We start from the raw sequence: 22,861 nt of genomic DNA, 5'->3' as shown, positions 1-22,861 counted from the left end.
GTCCATGCTTGATGGTCCGGCCACCCTACCGGAAATCGCTCGGTGCGCCCAGCCGGGTACACCTATCCGCCAACTGCACGCGCGGCCGCCGGCGCACGTCCGGTGGTCGCGACGATGGCGAACGCGATCGCATTCGCGGCGGCGCTCGCGAGAATCGGCACGAGATAGCCGCCCCCGGCGTCGTAGATGAAGCCGGCGGCGGCCGGCCCGATCAGCGTGCCGAACGCGACGCTCGTGTACAGGATGCCGATGATCGCGCTCACGTTGCGCCCGCCGAAGTAGTCCATCACGACCGCCGGCAGCACGGCGACCCAGCCGCCGTAGAACACGCCGAACACGAGTGCGAACGCGGCAAGCGTCGCGACCGTGCCGGCGCCCGCCCACGCGACGAGTGCAACGGCCATGCCCGCAAACATCGCGAGCAGCGATGCGCGGCGGCCGAAGCGGTCGGCGAGGCCGCCGAGGAAGAAGCGGCCGGCCGTGCTGCCGACGCCGATCGCGCCGAGCAGCAGCACGGCCGTCGACGGCGCGACGCCATGATCGAGCGCGTACGGCACGAGGTGAACGAACGGGACGAACACGCCGAACGAGCACACGAGGCATGCCGCGTAGAGGCTCGCGAACGGTCGCGACGTGACAGCCTCGCGCACCGTCGCGCCGGCATGCACGGTCGCGCCGGCACCGGCCGCGGAAGCACCGGCATTCCGGCCGCCATCGCCGTCCGGCAACAGTCCGCGCCTGCGCGGATCGTTCTCGATCAGCAACGACATGCCAGCCCCCAGGACCACCGCGATCACGGCCAGCGTGAAATACGCGCCGCGCCAACCGACATGCGCGATCAGCGCGGACGCGAGCGGCGGCATCACGAGCGTGCCGACGCCGATCCCGGCGACCGCGAGCCCCGACGCGAAGCCGCGCCGGCGCACGAACCAGCGCTGCACGGCACCGACGGCCGGCACATACGCGCAGCCGACGCCGAGACCGACACCGAGCCCGTACGCGACATAGACCTGCAGCAGCGTATGCGCGGCGCCAGCGGCCGCGAGCCCGGCGCCCGTCAGCAGCATCCCGGCGACGGCGAGCCGCCGCGAACCGAAGCGATCGGCAAGCGGCCCGCTGACGATGCCGAAGCCGAAATACAGGAAGCCGGCGACCGAGAACACGAGCGCGATCTGCCCGCGCGATGCGGCGAAATCCCGCTGCAGCGACTCGACGAACGCGCTGAAGGTATAGGCGCTGCCGAACCCGACGAATGTGACGGCGAACGCGGCCGCGACCACGTACCAGCCATAAAAGAGGCGCGACGCGCCCGGGCGGTTCATGACGATGCTCCTCTCAGGTCGCACCGGCCGCCGGGCGGCGTCCGGATTGCCTCGTGGATATAGTTGAACTATGTTGATCGCATCGGCTGCCGAAACGCAGCTGCAAAGAATGCAATCCGATGCGACAACGGTACTCGTGCGTATGCGTCGCCTCAAACGATATTTCGTCGGCCTTTCGCTTTAGAAAAACTGAATGAATCGCTCCCGCTTGCCGCCTCTCAACGCGCTGCGCGCATTCGAAGCAGCCGCCCGCCACCTGTCGGTGAAGTCGGCGGCCGAGGAACTGTCGGTCACGCCCGGCGCGGTGAGCCAGATGATCCGCACGCTCGAGACGCATCTCGGCGTGCAGCTGTTCGAGCGCGTCAACCGCGGCATCCTGCTCACGCCCGCCGGCCGCGACTACCTGCCGCCGGTGCGTAACGCGTTCCGGCAGATCGCCGATGCGTCGCAGCGCGTGTCGGGCGCCGCCGACAGCGGCGTGCTGACGGTGAGCGTCACGCCGTTCTTCGCGTCCGCGTGGCTGGTACCGCGCCTCGCACAATTCCGGCACGCATGCCCGGACGTCGACCTGCAGATCGTCACGAGCCATGCGCTCGCGGATTTCGCGCGCGACGGCGTCGACGTCGCGATCCGTCACGGCCTCGGACGCTACATCGGCTTGTGCAGCGAGCGCCTGCTGACGGTGGAGATCGTCGCGCTCGCGTCCCCCGAACTCGTCGCGCGGCTCGGCATGCCGGCGACGCCCGCCGATCTCGTCGGCTGGCCGCAGTTGCACGACGCCGAGCGCAAGGGCTGGCACATCTGGTTCGGCGCGCAGCGGATCGACGATTTCGGCCCGCCGCGCGGGCCCGCGTTCGACGACTCCGGCCTGTTGCTGCAGGCGATCGTCGCCGGCCAGGGCGCCGGGCTGCTGCCGGCCGCAATGGTGCGCGGCGAGCTGAAAAGCGGCCGGCTCGTGCAGCTCGCCGACGTCGCGTGGCTCGACGATTTCGCGTACTACCTCGTCTATCCGCCGCATCACGCCGAACGGCCGAAGGTCGCCGCGTTCCGCCGGTGGATTCTCGAGGCCGCGCAGGCCGACGGCGCGGCGTCGATGTCGGGCGCGGCGTAACGTTGCTCCGCGGCTCGGCGCCGATCCGCTGGCGATCCGCTAACATGCGGCCCCGGGCCATCGACCCGACATCGATAACAACAGACCGAGAGAGACCATGCCTGCCCTGCTCCGCCGCGCGACGCACATCGCGACCCTGTCGGCCGCGCTCTTCGTCGCGTGCGCCGTGCTGCCCCCTCCCGCGCATGCGTATCGCGCGTCGCCCGGCTACGGCAACGAAGCCGATCTCGACCGTCACGACACGTATCGCAACCGCGACGGCGAAACCGTGCATGCGCCCGCGCATTCGAAATCGGGCCGCGTGCCCGAAGGCGCGAGCGCGCGCTGCCGTGACGGCACATTCAGCTTCAGCCGCCACCGGCGCGGCACCTGCTCGGGGCATGGCGGCGTCGCCGCGTGGCTGTGAACGCGGTGCGCCTGAAAGCCTGCGCCGCGCCAGCGGCAGCCGGCGGCGAAGTACAATAGCCGCTCGCGCCGCCGACACGCGGCGACGCCGCCGCGCCCCGCGCGGCACGCTCCCGTACCGAATCACCCGACGCCGCCACGCCAGCGCGCCGCGCGGCAGTCTCAACCACTTCTGACTTTCACACCCAAATGGCCCAATACGTTTTCACGATGAACCGGGTCGGCAAGATCGTGCCGCCCAAGCGCCAGATCCTGAAGGACATCTCGCTGTCGTTCTTTCCCGGCGCGAAGATCGGCGTGCTCGGCCTGAACGGCTCGGGCAAGTCGACGCTGATCCGCATCATGGCGGGCGTCGACAAGGACATCGAGGGCGAAGCGACGCCGATGCCGAACCTGAACATCGGCTACCTGCCGCAGGAACCGCAGCTCGACCCGACGAAGACGGTGCGCGAAGCCGTCGAGGACGGTCTCGGCGACCTGTTCCAGGCCAACAAGAAGCTTGAAGAAATCTACGCGGCGTACGCCGAGCCGGACGCCGACTTCGATGCGCTCGCGGCCGACCAGGCGAAGTACGAAGCGATCCTCGCGTCGAGCGACGGCGGCAGCCCCGAGCAGCAGCTCGAAGTGGCCGCCGACGCGCTGCGCCTGCCGCCGTGGGACGCGAAGATCGAGCACCTGTCGGGCGGCGAAAAGCGCCGCGTCGCGCTGTGCAAGCTGCTGCTCGAAAAGCCCGACATGCTGCTGCTCGACGAACCGACCAACCACCTCGACGCCGAATCGGTCGACTGGCTCGAGCAGTTCCTGGTGCGTTTCCCGGGGACCGTCGTCGCCGTCACGCACGATCGCTACTTCCTCGACAACGCCGCCGAGTGGATTCTCGAACTCGACCGCGGCCATGGTATTCCGTGGAAGGGCAACTACAGCAGTTGGCTCGACCAGAAGGAAGAGCGCCTGAAGCAGGAAGAAGCGTCGGAATCGGCGCGCCAGAAGGCGATCAAGAAGGAACTGGAGTGGGTGCGCCAGAACCCGAAGGGTCGCCAGGCGAAGTCGAAGGCGCGTATCGCGCGCTTCGAGGAGCTGAACAGCCAGGAATACCAGAAACGCAACGAGACGCAGGAAATCTTCATTCCGGTCGGAGACCGCCTCGGCAATGAAGTGATCGAGTTCAAGAACGTCAGCAAGGCGTTCGGCGACCGCCTGCTGATCGACAACCTGAACCTCAAGATCCCGGCCGGCGCGATCGTCGGCATCATCGGTCCGAACGGCGCCGGCAAGTCGACGCTGTTCCGGATGCTGACGGGCAAGGAACAGCCGGATTCGGGCGAGGTCGTGATGGGGCCGACGGTGAAGCTCGCGTATGTCGACCAGAGCCGCGACGCGCTCGACGGCACGAAGACGGTGTTCGAGGAAATCTCGGGTGGCGCCGACGTGCTGACGGTCGGCAAGTACGAGACGCCGTCGCGCGCGTACATCGGCCGCTTCAACTTCAAGGGCGGCGACCAGCAGAAGATCGTCGGCAACCTGTCCGGTGGCGAACGCGGCCGCCTGCACCTCGCGAAGACGCTGATCTCGGGCGGCAACGTGCTGCTGCTCGACGAACCGTCGAACGACCTCGACGTCGAAACGCTGCGTGCGCTGGAAGACGCGCTGCTCGAATTCGCGGGCTCGGTGATGGTGATCTCGCACGATCGCTGGTTCCTCGACCGGATCGCGACGCACATCCTCGCGTTCGAAGGCGATTCGCAGGTCACGTTCTTCGACGGCAACTACCAGGAGTACGAAGCCGACAAGCGCGCGCGCCTCGGCGAGGAAGCCGCGAAGCCGCACCGCCTCCGCTACAAGCCGATCAGCCGCTGACCAGCGCGGCCCGGGCGCCCAGCACTGCGGCAACGCGGAGCCGGACGCCGAGGGCGACCGCTTCCGGATCGGCAAAACGAAGAAGCGGGCCCGCGGCCCGCTTTTTTTTATCCGACCGCCGCTCGCCCGCCGCTTATGCGAGCGCGCCCAGCTCGCGCAGCCGCGCCTCGGTCGCCGCCGCGCTCGTATGATGAATGCCGTGCCAGCCGAGCGCCGTCGCGGCCGCGGCGTTCTTCGCGTTGTCGTCGATGAACACGAGTTCGTGCGGCGCGATGCCCGGCAGGTGCGGGGCGATCCGCGCGTGCATCTCGCGGTAGATCGCGGGATCGGGTTTCACGAGCTTCACGCGCCCCGACACGACGATGTCCTTGAAACGCCGCAGGACCGGAAAGTTGTCCCACGCATACGGAAACGTCTGCGCGGACCAGTTCGTCAGCCCGAACAGCGGCATCCCCTGCGCATCGAGCCGGTCGACGAGCGCGGCGCCTTCGTCGAGCACGCCGCCGATCATCTCGTGCCAGCGTGCGTAGAACGCGCGGATCAGCGCGTCGTGCTCCGGAAACTTCGCGACGAGCTCGGCCGTCCCCTCCTCGATCGTCTGCCCGCCGTCCTGGCGGATCACCCAGTCCATCGCGCAGACGTGCGTGAGGAACCAGCGACGCTCGGCGGCGTCGGGAATCAGTTCCCGGTAAAGGTACTCGGGGCTCCAGTCGATCAGCACGCCGCCGAAATCGAACACCACGGCCTTGATCGTCATGCGAACTCCGCGGCAAGCACGTCCGCGAGCGGACGCGGCGTCACCGCGTTACCCGACAGCGAATTGTTTTGCCAGATGAAGTGGTGGTGCGCGACGATCTGCGCGGCCGACAGGTGCGCGCGCTCGTTCGTCGTATGCAGGTCGGACACGACGGTCGTCCGGTAGCCGAGCAGCGCCGCACGGCGCGCGGCCGAATCGATGCAGAACTCGGTCGCATAGCCGCAGACCAGCACCGAACGGATGCCGTGGCGGTCGAGCTGCGCCGCGAGCGGCGTGTCGTGGAACGCGTCGCTCATCTGCTTGCGCACGCGCCAGTCGTCGTTCCCGACGACCAGCCCCGCATGCAGCTCCCAGCCCGCCGTGCCGGGCACGATGTCGTCGTCCGCATCGCCGTCGTGCTGCACGAAGCACACGGGCGCATTCGCCGCGCGCGCCGCCGCCGTCAACCGGTTGATGCCCGACACCACGTCGTCGAGCCGGTAAGCGGGCTGCGCCCGCTCCACCAGCCCGCGCTGCATGTCGACCACGATCACTGCGGTGCCCGCCATTTGTCGCCCTCGCTGTTATGGTTCGGCTGTCGCCCGGCCGTTATCTCGCGTTGCGTCAGATCGGCAGCGTGCGTGCGTCCAGCCACGCCTTTGCATCGCCGCTCAGGTGCCGGCCGACGCGCTCGCGCACCGTCGCGTGATACGTGTTCAGCCATGCGCGCTCTTCGTCATGCAGCATCTCGATCAACACGCAGCGCGTGTCGATCGGGCACAGCGTCAGCGTCTCGAACGCGAGGAAATCGCCGAACTCGGTCTGCCCGGCCGCGCGGTTCACGACCAGGTTCTCGATCCGGATGCCCCACTGGCCGGGACGGTACACGCCCGGCTCGATCGACGTGATCATGCCCTCTTCCATCGCGGTGTACGGCTCGGCCGGCGCGTAGTGCGAGATGACCTGCGGGCCCTCGTGCACGTTCAGAAAGTAGCCGACGCCATGCCCCGTGCCGTGGCCGTAGTCGAGCCCGGCCGCCCACATCGGCGCGCGCGCGATCGCGTCGAGCATCGGCGAGCGGATGCCGCGCGGGAAGCGTGCGCGCGACAGCGCCATCATCGATTTCAGCACGATCGTGAAATCGCGTCGCTGCAGGTCGCTGAGGGTGCCGACCGGTACGACGCGCGTGATGTCGGTCGTGCCCGTCGTGTACTGACCGCCCGAATCGATCAGCAGCAGGCCGTTGCCGGAGATCGTCGCGTGCGACTCGGACGTCGCGTGGTAGTGCGGCATCGCACCGTTCGCGTTGAAGCCGGCGATCGTCGCGAAGCTCGGCGACACATAGCCGGGGCGCCGTGTGCGCGCGGCCGTGAGTTTCTCCTCGATCGTCAGTTCGGTGATCGTCTCGCGGTTCACGGCCTGCTCGAACCATGTGAAGAATTCCGCGAGCGCAGCGCCGTCGTGCTCCATCGTCACACGCACGTGCGCGATCTCGGCGGACGTCTTGCGCGACTTCGCGAACGTCGACGGATTCACGGCCTCGACGAGCTTCACGCCGGCCGGCACGGCCTCGAGCGTGCCGAACGTCACGCGGCGCGGGTCGACCAGCAGCGTCGCGCCGTCGGGCAGCGCCGCGAGCGCCGCACGCGCGGCGTCGTACGCACGGACGTCGACGCCGTCCTGCTCGAGCGACGCGGCCAACGCCGGCGACACCTTGCCGTCGGCGACGAACAGCGTCGCGCGATCGGCGCCGATCATTGCGTGCGCAACGAACACGGGATTGAAGTTGACGTCGGCGCCGCGCAGGTTGAACAACCATGCGAGATCGTCGAGCGTCGACACGAAATGCCACTGCGCGCCCTGCGCGTGCATTGCACGGCGCACGTCGGCCAGCTTGCTCGCGCGCGTCGTGTCGGCCTGCGGCGCCGCGTGTTCGAACACGGCGTCGCCGGGCAGCCCCGGCCGCTCGGGCCAGATCGCGTCGAGCAGGTCGAGATCGGTGCGCAGCGCGATGCCGCGCGCGCTCAGCGCGGCCGTCAGCCCGCGTGCGGCCGCGACGCCCAGCACGGCGCCGTCGACGCCGACCGTCATGCCTGCCGCCACGTTCTGCGCGAGCCAGTCGACGTGCGGCGCGCTCTGCTGCCCGCCCGTCATCTTCATCAGCTGCACGCCCGTGCCGGCCAGTTCGGCGTCGGCCTGCACCCAGTAGCGGCTGTCGACCCACAGCCCCGCGAAATCCGCGGTCACGACCAGCGTGCCGACCGAGCCCGTGAAGCCGGACAGCCAGCGGCGGGCCTGCCAGCGCTCGGGCAGGTACTCGGACAGATGGGGATCGGCGGACGGCACGAGATAGGCGGCCAGGTCCTCGCGGGCCATGGCGCCGCGCAGCAGCGCAAGGCGGGCCGGCACCGGCGAGACTTCGGGGAGACGGGCATTCATGATTTCACCTGAGAGCATTCAGCGACGGGCCGACAACGCGACCGTCACGGCTACGGCGAGGAACGCGACGCCGGTGCAGACCGGCCATTCGAGCGTCTCGCCATCGTAAAACAGTCCCGAGAGATTGCCGGCCATTCGGGCAGCGGCCGCGCCCATGATGCCGACGAGCACCGCGATCCACCATGCCGGCCGGCTCGTGCGCCGCATCGGGTGCAGCCATCGGCCGAACAGCCCGACGGCCGCTCCCAGGACAAGGATTCCAAACCAGTTCATTCGACGCCTTCTATAAATTCAGATTCGTCCCATAGGCGTGAACGTTGCCAGCGGCTAGCATCGATTCATCCATCGAACCCGGGACCAGCCGGGTGCCGCGAACAGTCGAGTGTAGGGGCCGACTCGACGTTATGGCAAGCGCGCACCGGCTGCCGTATTGAAGAAACTCTCATGCGAATCGCTCTGATCGATCCCGAGGCGCGTCATGCCGCACTCCTGAACCGCCTGCTCTTCGCGGGCGGTCATGTGTGCCACGCGTTTCCGTCCAGCACGGCGTTCTTCGAATGGCTCGCCACCGACACCTGCGACATGCTGATCACCGGCAACTGGGCCGGCGACCAGCCGGCCGAGGAAGTCATTCCGCGCGCGCAGACGATCCTGCCCGGGCTGCCGGCCATCGCCGTGATGCAATTGCCGCGCGAAAGCGAAATCGTATCGTGCCTGCACGCGGGTGCCGACGATTGCGTCGTGCGCCCCGTGAGCGGGCCCGAGCTGCTCGCTCGCGTCAACGCGCTGAGCCGGCGCGCGGGCGTGCGCCGGCCGCCGACCCGCTCGCGCGAAATGTATGGCGAATATGCATTCGACGCCACGCACGGCCTCGTGCGCTTCGGCGAAGCGATCGTTTCGCTCACGCCCAAGGAGTTCCGCTTCGCGCAACTGCTGTTCGCGAACCTGTCGCGGCCCGTGTCGCGCGCCCATATCCTCGAAACGGTGTGGGCGCGCCGCCGCGACATGAAGTCGCGCACGCTCGATACGCACGCGTCCCGGCTGCGCAGCAAATTGCAGTTGCTTCCGGAGCGCGGCTACCGGCTGTTGCCGCTCTACGGCTACGGCTATCAGCTCGATCGCGTGCCGATCGAGCCCCCTAATTCCCGGCCCCGCCACGCTGATGCCCGGTATGCGGCGAGTGAGGAAATCGCTGAAACGCTATAATATGGGGCTAAACGATAGCCCGCGATATGCAACTCCTCACGATCGGAATCAATCACCACACTGCGCCTGTCGCCCTGCGCGAACGCGTGGCGTTTCCGCTCGAGCAGATCAAGCCGGCTCTCGTCACGTTCAAGAACGTGTTTCTGGGCCCCCAGGCGCCCAATACGCCCGAAGCGGCGATCCTCTCCACCTGCAACCGCACCGAACTGTATTGCGCGACCGATGATCGCGCGGCACGCGAAGGCGCGGTCCGCTGGCTGTCGGAGTATCACCGGATTTCGGTCGACGAGCTCGCACCGCACGTTTATGCGCTGCCGCAGTCGGAAGCGGTCCGGCACGCGTTCCGCGTCGCATCGGGCCTCGATTCGATGGTGCTCGGTGAAACGCAGATTCTGGGCCAGATGAAGGACGCCGTACGCACCGCGACGGAAGCCGGCGCGCTCGGGACCTATCTGAACCAGCTGTTCCAGCGCACGTTTGCGGTGGCGAAGGAAGTGCGCGGCACGACCGAAATCGGCACGCAGTCGGTGTCGATGGCCGCCGCCGCGGTTCGCCTCGCGCAGCGGATCTTCGAAAGGGTGTCGGATCAGCGCGTGCTGTTCATCGGCGCCGGCGAGATGATCGAGCTGTGTGCGACGCACTTCGCCGCGCAAGGCCCGCGCGAGCTCGTCGTCGCGAATCGCACGGCCGAACGCGGCCAGCGGCTCGCCGAACGCTTCAACGGCCGCGCGATGCCGCTCGCGGATCTTCCGGCCCGCATGCAGGAATTCGACATCATCGTGTCGTGCACGGCGTCGACGCTGCCGATCATCGGCCTCGGCGCGGTCGAGCGCGCGGTGAAGGCGCGCCGCCACCGGCCGATCTTCATGGTCGACCTCGCGGTGCCGCGCGATATCGAGCCCGAAGTCGGCAAGCTGAAGGACGTGTTCCTCTACACCGTCGACGATCTCGGCGCGATCGTGCGCGAAGGCAACGCATCGCGCCAGGCCGCGGTCGCGCAAGCCGAAGCGATCATCGAGACGCGCGTGCAGAATTTCATGCAATGGCTCGACACGCGCAGCGTCGTGCCCGTGATCCGTCACATGCATACGCAGGCCGACGCCCTGCGCCGGGCCGAAGTCGACAAGGCGCAGAAGCTGCTCGCGCGCGGCGACGATCCGGCCGCCGTACTCGAAGCGCTGTCGCAGGCGCTGACCAACAAGCTGATCCACGGCCCGACGAGCGCGCTCAACCGCGTGAACGGCGCCGATCGCGATTCGCTGATCGACCTGATGCGTGGCTTCTACCAGCACGCGCCGCGCTCGAACGACCAATCCGGCCACTAGCGCCGGCCGGTCGCCCTGCCGCCGGCCGCGAGCCGGCCTATCCTTTCCGAATACCCTTGCCCGGGAGCGCCGCTCCACACCATGAAGACGAGCATGCAACGCAAGCTCGACCAGCTGTCCACACGGCTGGCCGAACTGAACGACCTGCTGAGCCGCGAAAACGTCACGGCCGACCTCGACCAGTACCGCAAGCTGACGCGCGAACATGCGGAGCTCGGCCCGGTCGTCGAGCAGTACGCGCTGTGGCGCCAGTCGCACAATGACGAGACGGCCGCGCAGGAGCTGCTCGCCGATCTGTCGATGCGCGACTTCGCGGAAGACGAGATCCGCAGCGCGCGCGAGAGCATGGCCCGCCTCGAAGTCGAGCTGCAGAAGATGCTGCTGCCGAAGGATCCGAACGACGACCGCAACATCTTCCTCGAAATCCGCGCGGGCGCGGGCGGCGACGAATCGGCGCTGTTCGCGGGCGACCTGCTGCGCATGTACCTGCGCTTCGCGGAACGCCAGCGCTGGCAGGTCGAAATGATGTCGGAGAGCGCGTCGGATCTCGGCGGCTACAAGGAAGTGATCGTGCGGATCGCGGGCCAGGGTGCGTATTCGCGCCTGAAGTTCGAATCGGGCGGCCATCGCGTGCAGCGCGTGCCGGCGACCGAGACACAGGGGCGCATTCATACGTCCGCGTGCACGGTCGCGGTCATGCCGGAAGCCGACGAGATCGGCGAGGTCGAAATCAATCCGGCCGACCTGCGAATCGATACGTTCCGCGCGTCCGGCGCGGGCGGCCAGCACATCAACAAGACCGATTCGGCGGTACGCGTCACGCACATCCCGACCGGGATCGTCGTCGAATGCCAGGACGACCGTTCGCAGCACAAGAACAAGGATCGCGCGCTGAAGGTGCTCGCCGCGCGCATCAAGGACAAGCAGTATCACGAGCAGCACGCGAAGGAAGCCGCGACGCGCAAGAGCCTGATCGGCTCCGGCGACCGCTCCGAGCGGATCCGCACGTACAACTTCCCGCAGGGCCGGATGACCGATCACCGGATCAACCTGACGCTGTACCGGCTCGAGGCGCTCATGGACGGCGATCTCGACGAACTGATCCGCGTGCTCGTCAGCGAGCATCAGGCCGAACTGCTCGCGTCGCTCGGCGACGCCGACTGAGGCCGCGATGCCCGACACCACCGCCGACGAACTGCTGCGCGCGTCGCCGCTCGACGCGGTCGATGCGCGCGTGCTGCTCGCGCACGCGCTCGGCTGGACCCGCACGCAACTGATCACGCGCGGCGATGCGCCGCTCGACGCTGCCGCAGTCGAACGCTACCGCACGCTCGAAGCGCGCCGCGTGGCCGGCGAGCCCGTCGCGCAGCTCGTCGGGATGCGTGAATTCTTCGGCCGGCCGTTCGACGTGACGCCCGACGTGCTGATCCCGCGCCCCGAAACCGAACTGCTCGTCGAAGCCGCGCTCGATGCAATCGACGGGCTGCCGCATCCGGCCGTGCTCGATCTCGGCACCGGCAGCGGCGCGATCGCCGTGTCGATCGCCGCCGAGCGTCCCGATGCGCGCGTGTGGGCGCTGGACCGTTCGCCGGCCGCGCTCGCGGTCGCGCAACGCAATGCGGACAAGCTGCTCGACGCGCACCGCCCCGGCGGCCCGCTGCACTGGCTGCAGAGCGACTGGTACACGGCGCTCGATCCGGCGCTCGCATTCGACACGATCGTCAGCAACCCGCCGTACATCGCGCAGCACGATCCGCACCTCGCGCAGGGCGATCTGCGTTTCGAGCCGCGCGGCGCGCTCACCGACGATGCCGACGGCCTCAGCGCGATCCGCGCGATCGTCGCGGGCGCCGGCACGTATCTGAAACCGGGCGGCACGCTCTGGATCGAGCACGGCTACGACCAGGCCGAAGCCGTACGCGCGGTGCTCGTGGCGCACGGTTTCGTCGCGGTCGAATCGCTCGCCGATCTGGCCGCGATCGAACGCACCACAGGCGGACGCCTGCCGGGCTGATGTCCGGCCCGCCCGGTTGAAATCCGCTATCATTTCGATCTAACGCCCCGCTAAAGCAAGGTCAGTCATGGACACCCAACAACGTATCAAGCAAATCGTCGACGAAAACCAGGTCGTGCTCTTCATGAAGGGCAACGCGCAATTCCCGATGTGCGGCTTCTCGGGCCGTGCCGTGCAGGTGCTGAAGGCCTGCGGCGTCGACCAGTTCAAGACGGTCAACGTGCTGGAAGACGACGAAATCCGCCAGGGCATCAAGGAATTCTCGAACTGGCCGACCATCCCGCAGCTCTACGTGAAGGGCGAATTCGTCGGCGGCTCGGACATCATGATGGAGATGTACCAGTCGGGCGAACTGCAGCAACTGTTCGCCGCCGCTTAACGCGCCCGACCCACGCCCCACCCGTTGCCCTTTCGATGGCATCTCCCAGCGCGCCGCCGCGCCGGCTGATCGTCGCGATCACCGGCGCCACCGGCGCGATCTACGGCGTACGGCTGCTCGATCTACTGCGCGCCGCCGGCGGCGTCGAAACGCACCTGCTGATTTCGAACGCCGGCTGGCTCAACATCCAGCATGAACTGAAACTGCCGAAGGCCGATGTCGAAAGCCGTGCGGACGTCGTGCATTCGGTGCGCGACGTCGGCGCAACGATCGCGTCGGGGTCGTTCGCGACCGACGGCATGGTGATCGCGCCGTGTTCGATGAAGACGCTCGCAAGCGTCGCGCACGGGCTGTCCGACAACCTGATCACGCGCGCGGCCGACGTCACGCTGAAGGAACGCCGCCGTCTCGTGCTGATGGTGCGCGAAACGCCGTTCAACCTCGCGCATCTGCGCAACATGACCGCCGTGACCGAAATGGGCGGCATCGTCTTTCCGCCGTTGCCCGCGTTCTACGCGATGCCGAAGACGATCGAGGAACTCGTCGACCAGACCGTCACGCGCGTGCTCGACCTGTTCGCGCTCAGCGCACCGCTGACGACGCCGTGGGGCGGCATCCGGCACGCGCAGTAAGCCGCCTGTCGCAGCGCCGTTCTTCGCGCATCTTCGCCGATTCCCCGGCAATTCATTCGATTTCACGAATACAGGCGCCCGCCCGCTCCGGCACGCGCTACATCGCGCCGATTATCAACAAACAAGCGTCAATCAAATTCCGAGACATGGATTTATCAATGCTCGGTGCACGCCTATAGTCACAGGCAAACCCTTTTGCAGGCCACCACCATGAACCGCTTGCCTTCGCTCTACCTGTCCCACGGCGCCCCGACGCTGCCGATCGACCCGACACTGCCGTCCGGTGCGTTCACGCACCTCGGCGCCGAATTGCCGCGCCCGCGCGCGGTGCTGATGCTGTCCGCGCACTGGGGCACGCAACAGCCGGTCGCGAGCGTCGCCGCGCACCCGGAAACGATCCACGACTTCCACGGCTTTCCGCGCGCGCTGTACGAGATTCGCTATCCGGCGCCGGGCGCGCCCGACGTCGCCGAGCGTGCGGCCGCGTTGCTGAACGCGGCCGGCATCGCCACCGCGACGAACGAACGCGGTCTCGACCACGGCGCGTGGGTGCCGATGCTGCTGATGTTCCCGGAAGCCGACGTGCCCGTCGCACAGTTGTCGATCCAGCCGCGCGCGGATGCGGCGCACCACTTCGCGCTCGGCCGCGCGCTGCGGCCGCTGCGCGACGAAGGCGTGATGGTGATCGGCTCGGGCCAGATCACGCACAATCTGCGCGCCGCCGATTTCGGCGCGACGCCCGAGGACGCGGACCCGCGCGTCGCGGAATTCACCGACTGGTTCGAGGCAAAGCTCGCCGCGCGCGACGTCGACGCGCTGCTCGACTACCGCCGGCAGGCACCGCACGCGGCGCTGATGCATCCGACCGACGAGCATCTGCTGCCGGTGTTCACGGCGCTTGGCGCGGCGGACGACGACTACCGGCTCGGCATCCAGTCGCTCGGCACCTACCAGCGCGTGCTCGCGATGACGAACTACGTGTTCGCGAGCGCGGCCGCCTGAGCTACGCGCGACAACCGTCGACTCCAAACAAAAAGCCCGCCCGAGCATTGCTCGGACGGGCTTTTTTCGCCGCTTCCTGCCGCCGCCGAATCCGGCGACAGGTCAGGCGTCAGACACCGACCCCTTCGAGGATCTCGTCGTGCGACTCGCGCTCGTCGAGATACTGGGTCCGGTAGCCGGTATTCACGCCCCAGAAGTAGAACACCAGCGCGATTGCCGCGACGATCAGCATGTCCCAGCCGTACGGCAGGTAGCCGTGACCGCCGAATTCCTTGCTGCCGATCAGCGACAGCACGGCCATCGTCGGCAGGTATGCGACCAGCCACCATGCGGCCTTCAGGTCGGCACCCCAGCCGCTCCAGCCCGACTTCGCCTGGAAGAAGAAGTACACCGGCAGCGCGACGATCATCAGCAGGATGATTTCGCCCGTCAGCGGCCACTTGGCCCAGTACAGGATCAGCGACGCGCAGACGAACGCGAACGGCGCGATCAGCTTCATCAGCGGAATCGTCAGCGGACGCTCGATGTCGGTCGCCGCGCGGCGCAGCGCCATCAGGCTGATCGGGCCGGTCAGGTACGAGATCACCGTCGCAACCGAGATCACTGCCGCGAGCGAACTCCAGCCGCGGAAGAAGAACAGGAAGATGAACGACACGAGCAGGTTGAACCACATCGCCTGGCGCGGCACACCGTAGATCGGGTGCACGTTGCCGAACATCTTCGGCATCGTGTTGTTGCGCTCCATCGCGTAGATCATGCGCGTGGTCGTCGCCATGTAGGTCGTGCCGGTGCCGCTCGGGCTGATGAACGCATCGACGTACAGCAGGATCGCGAGCCAGTTCAGGTTCAGCGCGATCGCGAGTTCCGCGAACGGCGACGAGAAGTTGAAGTGCGACCAGCCCTTTGCAACATCGGCCGGATTCACCGAGCCGATGTAGGCCATCTGCAGCAGCACGTAGATCACGAGCGCGATCAGGATCGACGTGATCACCGCGAACGGAACGCTGCGCGACGGATTGCGCGCTTCGCCCGCGAGGTTCACGGGACTCTGGAAGCCGTTGAACGCGAACACGATGCCGCTCGTCGCGACCGCGGTCAGCACGGCCGACCAGCCGTACGGCGCGAAGGTCGCATTGGACGCGGTGCCGAGGTTCTCCGAATGGAAGCTTGTCAGCATCAGGCCGAGGATCGTCGCGCCGGGGATCAGGAACTTGAAGATCGTGATCGCGGTGTTCGCACGCGCGAAGGCTTTCACGCCCCAGTAGTTCAACATGAAATAGATGACGACCAGCACGGCCGACAGCAACAGGCCCGGCACCGTCAACTCGCCGTTCACGAACAGGCTGTGCGCCCATGGATACGGCCACGTGCTCATGTACTGGATCGACGCTTCGGCCTCGATCGGGATCACGGATACGATCGCGATCCAGTTCGCCCAGGCGCTGATGAAGCCCACCAGCGAACCGTGCGAGTAGCGCGCGTAACGCACCATGCCGCCCGACTCGGGGAACATCGCGCCCAGTTCGGCGTACGTCAGTGCAATCGCGAGAATCACGACCGCGCCGATGATCCATGCACAGATCGCCGCCGGACCAGCGATCTTCGCGGCCTTCCAGGCACCGAACAGCCAGCCCGAGCCGATAATCGAACCCAGCCCCGTCAGCATCAGTGCAAACGGGCCGATGTTCCGTTGAATAGAACTCTTCACATCCTCTCCTGTGTCTCAAAAAGCATGGTCGGCCTGCGGTCCGGGATCGGCTCGGACAGCACCGCGCACGCATTCTTGGGGGGATCAGTCACCCGATCGGGGCAACCCTTCCACGCGGCGCGTAGTTTAACGGTTGCACCTGGAACGTGGCGCCAAAATCGTTCGGCCCCTACAAAAAATTCGCGTCGCTTGCAAGCTTTGTAAACCTGATCTACGCAATAACCCTGAGAGCATGGAAATACGGTTGACCACACGACTGATTAGCCGTATAAAGGACTTCGCAGGATTTCAAGCGGCGAGTGAATTGGTTCTTTCGTAGTTCGCCCATCAACGGTACTCCGGTTGGTCCTATTACCCCTTCCTTGATTTTCCGCACCCATGGGCCTCGGCCCCGTTTTATTTTTTTAGGAACAAGTAACATGGCAACCGGTACCGTCAAGTGGTTCAATGACGCAAAGGGCTTCGGCTTCATCACCCCGGAAGGCGGCGGCGACGATCTGTTCGCGCATTTCTCGGAAATCCGCTCGGAAGGCTTCAAGACGCTGCAAGAAAACCAGAAGGTTGAATTCGATGTGAAGACGGGCCCGAAGGGTCTGCAAGCATCGAACATCAAGCCGCTGTAAGTTCTGCGCGAGATTTGATGTAAAAAAGCCCCGCTTCGGCGGGGCTTTTTGTTTTCTGCGCCAATCCGGCACGGCGGCAATGCCGCCGCCCGCCATTCAGCCAAACAACCGCTGCGCGTGAATGCCGAGACCCGTCGCGACACTCGCGAGGCGGTCGCCGAATACCGGTTGCGCATCCGGGAAAGCGCCCGCGAGCGCGCCCGACAGGAACGCGAGCCCCGTCGAGCCGCCGGTGAAATACAGTGCGCCGACATCGCGCGGCGCGATGCCCGCGAGCCGCACCGTCTCGCGCGCGGCGTCGACGATGCGCGCGGTGTCGTCGCGACTCGCATCGACAAGGCGATCGGCATCGAACGCGATCAGCAGGTCTTCTTCCACGTCGTTCAGGTCGATCATCGTCTCCCCGCCCGCCGCGACGCCGATCTTCGCTTCTTCCGCGCGCGCCATCAGCGCATGCCCGAGCCGCTGCTCGACCACGATCGTGAGCCGGTCGTACTGCTGCGCATCCTGGTACAGGTGCCTCATCAGCTTCAGCTCGCCGAGCCGTTTCGGCGTGTAGACCGTGTTGATCAGGTGCCAGGTCGCGAGATCGAAGTAGATCTTGTTCGGCAGTTCGCGCCCTTCGGGGTCGAGCGACCGGTAGCCGAACGCGGGCAGGATCGCCGCCAGTTCGACACGCCGGTCGTAGTCGGTGCCCGCGACGTGCACGCCGTGGTGGGCCAGCACGTCGTCCTTGCGTTCGAGCCGCGCCATCCGCTCGGGCCCGACGCGCACCAGCGAGAAGTCGGAGGTGCCGCCGCCGATGTCGGCCACGAGCACGAGGCGCTCGGCCTGCTGGCGCGATTCGTAGTCGAACGCGGCTGCGATCGGTTCGTACTGGAAGTGAACATCCGCGAAGCCGATCGACCGCGCGGCCGCCTCGAGCTGATCCTGCGCGAGACGGTCGGCGCGCGGATCGTCGTCGACGAAGAACACGGGCCGGCCAAGCACCGCGCGGCCGATCGGCGCGCCCGCGCGGGCTTCGGCCTTGCGCTTCAGGTGCGTCAGGAAGCGCGCGATGATTTCGGTGTACGCGATCGCGCTGCCGTCGCCGAGATCGGTCGTCGTTTCCGCGAGCGGCGAGCCGAGGATGCTCTTCATCGAGCGCATCAGCCGGCCGTCGAAACCGTCGATATAGGATGCCAGCGCCGCACGGCCGTATTCGACCGTCTCTTCGTCGTTGTTGAAGAAGATCGCGGTGGGCAGCGTCAGGTGGTCGCCCTCGACGGGCGCGAGGCGCATGCCGTCGCCGTCGGGCAGCGCCACGGCGGAATTGGACGTGCCGAAATCGATCGCGCAGTAAGTCATGGGAGATTGCCGCAGCAGGGCCGGCGCGAAAACGGAAAGGACGGGCTTTTTAACATGAAGCCCGCGGGATCACAACCGGGGCCTGCCACCGGTGCCGCGGAACGGGCTTCAGTGGCGACGGCGCGCGGCCTGGCGCGCCGGGAACACGCGCGGACGGGGCACGACGCAGCCCGCCCGCTTGGCGGGTCAGGCTGCCGCGTCGAAGCTCTTCTTCCACGCGCTCGCATACACGACCTCGCCGATCGCATGGCGCGTGCGCGGCGCCTTCTCGCGATCGCGCAGCACGGGATCGAGCTTGTCGACGTTGCCGTAGTGGCCGATCGAGATGATCGACGGAATCGCGACGTCGGCCGGAATCCCGAACGCACCGCGGAACGCCTTCGCGTCGAAACCGCTCATCTGGTGCGCGGCGAGGCCCAGCGCGTGCGCCTGCAGCACCAGCGACATCGCAGCAGCGCCCGCGTCGTACAGCGCGGTCGGCGCCGGCTCGCCCTTCGGCGTGAGCGTCTGCGCGGTCACCGCGATCAGCACGGGCGCCGGCGCATTCCAGCCCTGGTTGAACGGCACCAGCGTCGCGAACGCGCGCTTGAATGCGTCTTCGTCCTGCGCGCGATCGAACACGATGAAGCGCCACGGCTGCGCGTTGTACGCGGACGGCGCCCAGCGCGCGGCTTCGAGCACCGCATGCAGATCGCCGGCGCTGACGGGCTCATCCGAATACGCGCGCGGGCTCCAGCGGCCCGCGATCAGATCGTGAATCGAAACAGTGGTGGGAGCAGGTTTGACGGACATGCGATTCCTCGCTGACATCGATGAAGGGGCGCGAACGCCCGGCGAACCGCAAGCATACCCGCTTGAGCGGTTGCGCGCCCGATCCTCCCGCGCAATGCAAATCACCGTGCCCGCATAGGCCGGCCGTACCCCATTCGGCCGGCCGGACCGCCCCCGTCAGGCCGCCTGCGCGGCCGCGCGCGACGGGCCGCGGTTGATCCGCAGCACGATCAGCGCGCCGACGATGCACAGCCCGCCCGAGATCATCGACGCGATCGTGTAGGTGCCGAGGCTCGCGCGCAGCAGCCCCGCGCCGAGCGCCGCGAACGCCGCGCCGAGCTGGTGGCCGGCGACGATCCAGCCGAACACGACCGGCGCTGCGGCCTTGCCGAACACGTCGGTCGCCAGCCGCACGGTCGGCGGCACGGTCGCGATCCAGTCGAGCCCGTAGAACATCGCGAACAGCGGCAGCCCGAAGAAATCGATCCCGAACGCGTGCGGCAGGTAGATCAGCGACAGCCCGCGCAGCCCGTAGTACCAGAACAGCAGCACGCGGTTGTCGTAACGGTCGGACAGCCAGCCCGACAGCGTCGTGCCGAACAGGTCGAACACGCCCATCGCCGCGAGCAGCGACGCGCCCTGCACTTCGCTCATCCCGTAGTCGCTGCACATCGCGATCAGGTGCGTGCCGACATAGCCGTTGGTGCTCGCGCCGCAGATGAAGAAACTGAAGAACAGCAGCCAGAAATCGCGCGAGCGGCTGGCCATCAGCAGCGTGCGGAACGCAACCGCGAGCGGGTTCTCCTTCGTCGCGTCGGACGCGGGCGGCGCATCGGCCGGCTCGCCGTACGGGCGCAGCTGCACGTCGGCCGGCCGCTCGGGCAGCAGGAACGCCACGAGCGGAATCACGATTGCGGCCGCCACCGCGACGACCAGCACGACCGGCCGCCAGCCATGGCGCTGCGCGATCGCCGCGAGCATCGGCAGGAACACCAGCTGGCCGGTGGCCGTGCTCGCGGTCAGGAGGCCCATCACGAAGCCGCGCCGCGCATGGAACCAGCGCGTGACGAAGGTCGCGGACAGCGTCAGCGCAACGACGCCCGTCGAGCAGCCGACCATCAGGCCCCAGATCACTACCATCTGCCAGCTCTGCGTCATCATCGACGACAGCGCGACGCCCGCGCCCATCGTCACGAGCGCGGTGAGAATCGTCGGGCGCAGCCCGAAGCGCTGCATCGCGGCGGCCGCGAACGGTCCCGTCAGTCCGTACAGCGCGATGTTCACCGAGATCGCCAGCGAAATCGCCGCGCGGCTCCAGCCGAGCTCGCGTTCGAGCGGCACCATCAGCACGCTCGGCGTCGCGCGCGTGCCGGCTGCCGCCAGCAGGATCAGGAATACCACCGCCGCCGCGAGCCATCCGTAGTGGAAGCGCCCGCCAATTCGTGTCACCGCCCAGTTCATCTTCGCGTTCTCCAGTTGACGGCTCCGGCGCCATCGCACCTGCCCCGCCCCACCCAGCCAGGCCACCTCCGCCGCACACCGCATCGGCTGACCCGGGCCGACGCTTGGCATTTGTCTGTCGATCCGATCGGCATTGTTACCGACCGGTCACAAGTGTGTTGCGATCGTAGTTACCAGTCGGTAACATGTCAAGCAATTCACCACGCAGTCGAGGGTCATCATGTCGGGCATCGAGATCGCCAAACCGCTTGCGCGCCGCACGCGCCGGCCGATCGACGGCGCCACCGCGCAGGAGCACCTGCTGCGCGCCGCCGAGGAGCTGTTTTACAAGGAAGGCGTTCGCTCGGTCGGCGTCGAAGCGGTCGTGGAGCGCGCGGGTGTCAACAAGATGAGCCTGTATCGCCAGTTCTCGTCGAAGGACGAGCTGATCCTCGCATATCTGGAGCGGATGGATGCGTGCTTCTTCGAGCGTCTCGACGCGAGCGCCGCCAAGCATCCGGGCCAGCCGAAGGCGCAACTGATCCAGTATTTCGTCGATCTTGCCGAGCGCGCGACGCAGAAGGACTATCGCGGCTGCCCGTTCGTCAACGTCGCCGCCGAATTCCCGGATGCGTCGCACCCGGCGCGCGAACGCGTCGCGCAGAACAAGGAACAGTTGATGAAGCGGCTCGTCGCGCTGTGCGAAGGCGCCGGCGCGCGGCAGCCGCAGGCGCTCGCCGATGCGCTCGCGCTGGTGATCGAAGGCATCTACGCGGCGAGCCAGACCTATCGGCACGGCGAAACGCCGATCGGCACCGCGCCCGCGCTCGTCACGCAGTTGATCGAAGCCGCGTGCGCATGACGGGGCGCGCACGTCCCAATCCGGCGTGCCCGCTACAATGCGGCCCTCGCCGCTCCACCGCCCGACTGGTTTCACGATGACCGACACCCGCCCCGAATCGCACGACGACATCCTCGCCGCCACGCGGCACTGGCTCGCGCGCGCGGTGATCGGGCTCAATCTGTGCCCGTTCGCGAAAAGCGTCTATGTGAAGGAACAGGTGCGCTACGCGATCAGCGAAGCGACGACGCTGGAAGACGCGCTCGCCGAACTCGAAACCGAGCTGTGCGCGCTCGACGCAGCAGACCCGCAGCAGGTCGACACGACGCTCGTGATCTTCCCGCATGCGTTCGCCGATTTCGTCGACTACAACGATGCGCTGTTCTTTGCCGACCGGCTCGTGCGGCAGTTGCGGCTCGACGGCGTGCTGCAGATTGCGAGCTTCCATCCGCAGTACCGATTCGAAGGCAGCGAACCCGACGACATCGAGAACTACACGAACCGCGCGCCGTACCCGATCCTGCACCTGCTGCGCGAGGACAGCATCGCGCGCGCGGTCGACGCGTTCCCGGACGCGTCCGCGATCTACGAAAGGAATCAGGAAACGCTGCGCCGCCTCGGCCATGACGGCTGGCGCGAATGGATGCGCCGGCCGGGCGACGACGTCTGACCCGCCGCGCGGCGCGCGCCGGCCGCCCGTCCGCCCGTCCGCCCGTCCGCCCGCCCGCGCGTCAGCCTTCGGCCGGCTCGACGGCGTCGCCGCCCGCCGCCGCGGCCTCCGCCACGAAGAAGCGTTCGTTCAGTTCGGCGAGCCCGAACATGCCGAGGATCTCGTTCAGCCGCTCGCCGGACCGCCGGCGCGGCAGGTTCTTGTACTGCGCGATGATCAGCTCGTTTTTCATCGAATGCTCCCAGCCGACCAGCTCGGTCACGCTGACCTGGTAGCCGTGCGCTTCGAGCTGCAGGCAGCGCAGCACGTTGGTGATCTGGCTGCCGAATTCGCGCGTATGCAGCGGATGCCGCCATACCTCGGTCAGCGCGTTCGCGAGCGACTTGCCCTTGTTCCTGCGCAGCACACCCGCGACTTCCGCCTGGCAGCACGGCACCAGCACGATGTGCTGCGCGCGCTTCGCGAGCGCGAAGCGGATCGCGTCGTCGGTCGCCGTGTCGCACGCGTGCAGCGCGGTGACGACGTCGACCGTTTCGGGCAGCTTCGGCGACGTGATCGAATCGGCGACCGACAGGTTCAGGAACGACATGCCGCCGAACCCGAGCCGCGCGGCAAGTTCGGCCGAGCGCGTGACGAGCTCCTCGCGCGTCTCGATCCCGTACACGTGCGACGCGAATGCCGGCGTGCCGTGCCCCGGCTGCTGCTTGAAGAACAGGTCGTACAGGATGAAACCGAGATACGACTTGCCGGCACCGTGATCGGCGAGCGTCACGCTGCCCTTGTCGGCCTGCACGCCGGCGAGCAGCGGCTCGATGAACTGGAACAGGTGATAGACCTGCTTCAGCTTGCGGCGGCTGTCCTGGTTCAGCTTCCCGTCGCGGGTGAGGATGTGCAGTTCCTTCAGCAGTTCGACGGACTGCTCCGGGCGGATTTCGTGGGTTTTATTGGACATCGTGAAGCGGCGCCCGGCCACGGTCGGTCGACCACGGCCCGGCGGCGGGAATTCGTGAGGAATGGCGACAGTTTACCGAAA

At 67.4% G+C, this 22,861-nt stretch carries 23 protein-coding genes; 13 read left to right on the top strand and 10 right to left on the bottom strand.

What is annotated here, in order from left to right:
- Positions 1-62 precede the first annotated feature (62 nt).
- Complete coding sequence (locus CUJ89_RS02480; protein WP_114175957.1) at positions 63-1,322, bottom strand: MFS transporter; 1,260 nt, start codon at positions 1,320-1,322, stop codon at positions 63-65.
- 193 nt (positions 1,323-1,515) lie between these two features.
- On the opposite strand from CUJ89_RS02480, the gene gcvA reads away from it, so the two are divergent.
- From gcvA to ettA, 3 genes are all read left to right on the top strand, one after another.
- Positions 1,516-2,433 (top strand): transcriptional regulator GcvA, encoded by a 918-nt coding sequence (gene gcvA / locus CUJ89_RS02475; protein ID WP_114175955.1) that lies wholly within the window; start codon positions 1,516-1,518, stop codon positions 2,431-2,433.
- 97 nt (positions 2,434-2,530) lie between these two features.
- Positions 2,531-2,839 carry a DUF3761 domain-containing protein gene (locus CUJ89_RS02470; RefSeq protein ID WP_114175953.1) on the top strand — a complete coding sequence of 103 codons (309 nt, stop codon included), beginning with the start codon at positions 2,531-2,533 and terminating at the stop codon, positions 2,837-2,839.
- Between the two features lie 188 nt (positions 2,840-3,027).
- Positions 3,028-4,695, top strand: coding sequence for an energy-dependent translational throttle protein EttA (gene ettA / locus CUJ89_RS02465; protein ID WP_114175951.1), 1,668 nt, complete (start codon positions 3,028-3,030; stop codon positions 4,693-4,695).
- Between the two features lie 133 nt (positions 4,696-4,828).
- Here ettA and CUJ89_RS02460 read toward each other — a convergent pair whose 3' ends face one another.
- Genes CUJ89_RS02460 through CUJ89_RS02445 form a run of 4 tightly spaced genes read right to left on the bottom strand, consistent with a single transcriptional unit; the run spans position 4,829 to position 8,143 of the window.
- Complete coding sequence (locus tag CUJ89_RS02460) at positions 4,829-5,452, bottom strand: HAD family hydrolase (protein ID WP_114175949.1); 624 nt, start codon at positions 5,450-5,452, stop codon at positions 4,829-4,831.
- Positions 5,449-6,000, bottom strand: a complete 552-nt coding sequence (locus tag CUJ89_RS02455; RefSeq protein WP_114175947.1) for a cysteine hydrolase family protein — start codon at positions 5,998-6,000, stop codon at positions 5,449-5,451. The genes CUJ89_RS02460 and CUJ89_RS02455 overlap by 4 nt, the downstream gene beginning before the upstream one ends.
- Positions 6,001-6,055: 55 nt before the next feature.
- Complete coding sequence (locus CUJ89_RS02450; RefSeq protein ID WP_114175945.1) at positions 6,056-7,870, bottom strand: aminopeptidase P family protein; 1,815 nt, start codon at positions 7,868-7,870, stop codon at positions 6,056-6,058.
- Between the two features lie 18 nt (positions 7,871-7,888).
- Positions 7,889-8,143, bottom strand: coding sequence for a hypothetical protein (locus CUJ89_RS02445; RefSeq protein ID WP_114175943.1), 255 nt, complete (start codon positions 8,141-8,143; stop codon positions 7,889-7,891).
- Positions 8,144-8,314: 171 nt separating this feature from the next.
- Between CUJ89_RS02445 and CUJ89_RS02440 the strand changes: the two genes are divergently transcribed.
- The 7 genes from CUJ89_RS02440 (at position 8,315) to CUJ89_RS02410 (ending at position 14,428) form a co-directional block, all read left to right on the top strand.
- Complete coding sequence (locus CUJ89_RS02440; RefSeq protein WP_114175941.1) at positions 8,315-9,076, top strand: response regulator transcription factor; 762 nt, start codon at positions 8,315-8,317, stop codon at positions 9,074-9,076.
- Positions 9,077-9,102: 26 nt separating this feature from the next.
- Complete coding sequence (gene hemA, locus CUJ89_RS02435; protein ID WP_114175939.1) at positions 9,103-10,401, top strand: glutamyl-tRNA reductase; 1,299 nt, start codon at positions 9,103-9,105, stop codon at positions 10,399-10,401.
- 81 nt (positions 10,402-10,482) lie between these two features.
- Positions 10,483-11,565 (top strand): peptide chain release factor 1, encoded by a 1,083-nt coding sequence (prfA, locus tag CUJ89_RS02430; protein ID WP_114175937.1) that lies wholly within the window; start codon positions 10,483-10,485, stop codon positions 11,563-11,565.
- A gap of 7 nt (positions 11,566-11,572) precedes the next feature.
- The gene (gene prmC, locus CUJ89_RS02425) at positions 11,573-12,415 is read left to right on the top strand and encodes a peptide chain release factor N(5)-glutamine methyltransferase (protein WP_114175935.1); all 843 of its coding nucleotides are present in this window, start codon (positions 11,573-11,575) and stop codon (positions 12,413-12,415) included.
- Positions 12,416-12,482: 67 nt separating this feature from the next.
- Positions 12,483-12,794, top strand: coding sequence for a Grx4 family monothiol glutaredoxin (gene grxD, locus CUJ89_RS02420; protein ID WP_006753626.1), 312 nt, complete (start codon positions 12,483-12,485; stop codon positions 12,792-12,794).
- Between the two features lie 35 nt (positions 12,795-12,829).
- The gene (locus CUJ89_RS02415; RefSeq protein ID WP_114175933.1) at positions 12,830-13,426 is read left to right on the top strand and encodes a UbiX family flavin prenyltransferase; all 597 of its coding nucleotides are present in this window, start codon (positions 12,830-12,832) and stop codon (positions 13,424-13,426) included.
- 210 nt (positions 13,427-13,636) lie between these two features.
- Positions 13,637-14,428, top strand: a complete 792-nt coding sequence (locus CUJ89_RS02410) for a DODA-type extradiol aromatic ring-opening family dioxygenase (RefSeq protein ID WP_114175930.1) — start codon at positions 13,637-13,639, stop codon at positions 14,426-14,428.
- A gap of 109 nt (positions 14,429-14,537) precedes the next feature.
- On the opposite strand, the gene CUJ89_RS02405 is transcribed toward CUJ89_RS02410, so the two are convergent.
- Entirely contained in the window at positions 14,538-16,136 is a 1,599-nt protein-coding gene (locus CUJ89_RS02405; protein WP_114175928.1) for an APC family permease, read from the bottom strand.
- A gap of 419 nt (positions 16,137-16,555) precedes the next feature.
- Here CUJ89_RS02405 and CUJ89_RS02395 point away from each other — a divergent pair, with 419 nt between their 5' ends.
- Positions 16,556-16,759, top strand: a complete 204-nt coding sequence (locus tag CUJ89_RS02395; RefSeq protein WP_114175924.1) for a cold-shock protein — start codon at positions 16,556-16,558, stop codon at positions 16,757-16,759.
- Between the two features lie 96 nt (positions 16,760-16,855).
- Here the strand turns inward: CUJ89_RS02395 and CUJ89_RS02390 are convergent, their stop codons facing one another.
- The 3 genes from CUJ89_RS02390 to CUJ89_RS02380 all read right to left on the bottom strand — a co-directional run bounded on the left by CUJ89_RS02390 (position 16,856) and on the right by CUJ89_RS02380 (position 20,338).
- Complete coding sequence (locus CUJ89_RS02390) at positions 16,856-18,106, bottom strand: Hsp70 family protein (RefSeq protein ID WP_114175922.1); 1,251 nt, start codon at positions 18,104-18,106, stop codon at positions 16,856-16,858.
- A 186-nt stretch (positions 18,107-18,292) separates the two neighbouring features.
- A complete protein-coding gene (locus CUJ89_RS02385) occupies positions 18,293-18,898 on the bottom strand; it encodes a nitroreductase family protein (RefSeq protein WP_114175920.1) in 606 nt (201 codons plus the stop codon).
- Between the two features lie 156 nt (positions 18,899-19,054).
- The gene (locus tag CUJ89_RS02380) at positions 19,055-20,338 is read right to left on the bottom strand and encodes an MFS transporter (RefSeq protein ID WP_114175919.1); all 1,284 of its coding nucleotides are present in this window, start codon (positions 20,336-20,338) and stop codon (positions 19,055-19,057) included.
- Between the two features lie 220 nt (positions 20,339-20,558).
- Here CUJ89_RS02380 and CUJ89_RS02370 point away from each other — a divergent pair, with 220 nt between their 5' ends.
- Both CUJ89_RS02370 and CUJ89_RS02365 read left to right on the top strand, forming a co-directional pair.
- The gene (locus CUJ89_RS02370; protein ID WP_114175917.1) at positions 20,559-21,179 is read left to right on the top strand and encodes a TetR/AcrR family transcriptional regulator; all 621 of its coding nucleotides are present in this window, start codon (positions 20,559-20,561) and stop codon (positions 21,177-21,179) included.
- 76 nt (positions 21,180-21,255) lie between these two features.
- Positions 21,256-21,828 carry a DUF1415 domain-containing protein gene (locus CUJ89_RS02365; RefSeq protein ID WP_114175915.1) on the top strand — a complete coding sequence of 191 codons (573 nt, stop codon included), beginning with the start codon at positions 21,256-21,258 and terminating at the stop codon, positions 21,826-21,828.
- A gap of 61 nt (positions 21,829-21,889) precedes the next feature.
- Here the strand turns inward: CUJ89_RS02365 and CUJ89_RS02360 are convergent, their stop codons facing one another.
- Entirely contained in the window at positions 21,890-22,780 is an 891-nt protein-coding gene (locus CUJ89_RS02360; RefSeq protein WP_114178461.1) for a class I SAM-dependent methyltransferase, read from the bottom strand.
- Positions 22,781-22,861: the final 81 nt, after the last annotated feature.

The organism is Burkholderia pyrrocinia, from assembly GCF_003330765.1.
Classification (GTDB): Bacteria; Pseudomonadota; Gammaproteobacteria; order Burkholderiales; family Burkholderiaceae; genus Burkholderia; species Burkholderia pyrrocinia_B.
Note: the sequence above shows the minus strand (reverse complement) of the source record. Positions and strands in the feature narration are given on the sequence as shown.

Excerpts from the sequence above, each read along its gene's own strand:
- CUJ89_RS02370 (WP_114175917.1), top strand. The coding sequence starts at position 20,559 with ATGTCGGGCATCGAGATCGCCAAACCGCTTGCGCGCCGCACGCGCCGG.
- CUJ89_RS02385 (WP_114175920.1), bottom strand. The coding sequence starts at position 18,898 with ATGTCCGTCAAACCTGCTCCCACCACTGTTTCGATTCACGATCTGATC.
- CUJ89_RS02390 (WP_114175922.1), bottom strand. The coding sequence starts at position 18,106 with ATGACTTACTGCGCGATCGATTTCGGCACGTCCAATTCCGCCGTGGCG.
- CUJ89_RS02445 (WP_114175943.1), bottom strand. The coding sequence starts at position 8,143 with ATGAACTGGTTTGGAATCCTTGTCCTGGGAGCGGCCGTCGGGCTGTTC.
- prmC (WP_114175935.1), top strand. The coding sequence starts at position 11,573 with ATGCCCGACACCACCGCCGACGAACTGCTGCGCGCGTCGCCGCTCGAC.
- prfA (WP_114175937.1), top strand. The coding sequence starts at position 10,483 with ATGAAGACGAGCATGCAACGCAAGCTCGACCAGCTGTCCACACGGCTG.
- hemA (WP_114175939.1), top strand. The coding sequence starts at position 9,103 with ATGCAACTCCTCACGATCGGAATCAATCACCACACTGCGCCTGTCGCC.
- CUJ89_RS02415 (WP_114175933.1), top strand. The coding sequence starts at position 12,830 with ATGGCATCTCCCAGCGCGCCGCCGCGCCGGCTGATCGTCGCGATCACC.
- CUJ89_RS02455 (WP_114175947.1), bottom strand. The coding sequence starts at position 6,000 with ATGGCGGGCACCGCAGTGATCGTGGTCGACATGCAGCGCGGGCTGGTG.
- grxD (WP_006753626.1), top strand. The coding sequence starts at position 12,483 with ATGGACACCCAACAACGTATCAAGCAAATCGTCGACGAAAACCAGGTC.
- CUJ89_RS02460 (WP_114175949.1), bottom strand. The coding sequence starts at position 5,452 with ATGACGATCAAGGCCGTGGTGTTCGATTTCGGCGGCGTGCTGATCGAC.
- gcvA (WP_114175955.1), top strand. The coding sequence starts at position 1,516 with ATGAATCGCTCCCGCTTGCCGCCTCTCAACGCGCTGCGCGCATTCGAA.
- CUJ89_RS02410 (WP_114175930.1), top strand. The coding sequence starts at position 13,637 with ATGAACCGCTTGCCTTCGCTCTACCTGTCCCACGGCGCCCCGACGCTG.
- CUJ89_RS02395 (WP_114175924.1), top strand. The coding sequence starts at position 16,556 with ATGGCAACCGGTACCGTCAAGTGGTTCAATGACGCAAAGGGCTTCGGC.
- CUJ89_RS02360 (WP_114178461.1), bottom strand. The coding sequence starts at position 22,780 with ATGTCCAATAAAACCCACGAAATCCGCCCGGAGCAGTCCGTCGAACTG.
- CUJ89_RS02380 (WP_114175919.1), bottom strand. The coding sequence starts at position 20,338 with ATGAACTGGGCGGTGACACGAATTGGCGGGCGCTTCCACTACGGATGG.
- CUJ89_RS02470 (WP_114175953.1), top strand. The coding sequence starts at position 2,531 with ATGCCTGCCCTGCTCCGCCGCGCGACGCACATCGCGACCCTGTCGGCC.
- ettA (WP_114175951.1), top strand. The coding sequence starts at position 3,028 with ATGGCCCAATACGTTTTCACGATGAACCGGGTCGGCAAGATCGTGCCG.
- CUJ89_RS02450 (WP_114175945.1), bottom strand. The coding sequence starts at position 7,870 with ATGAATGCCCGTCTCCCCGAAGTCTCGCCGGTGCCGGCCCGCCTTGCG.
- CUJ89_RS02365 (WP_114175915.1), top strand. The coding sequence starts at position 21,256 with ATGACCGACACCCGCCCCGAATCGCACGACGACATCCTCGCCGCCACG.
- CUJ89_RS02480 (WP_114175957.1), bottom strand. The coding sequence starts at position 1,322 with ATGAACCGCCCGGGCGCGTCGCGCCTCTTTTATGGCTGGTACGTGGTC.
- CUJ89_RS02440 (WP_114175941.1), top strand. The coding sequence starts at position 8,315 with ATGCGAATCGCTCTGATCGATCCCGAGGCGCGTCATGCCGCACTCCTG.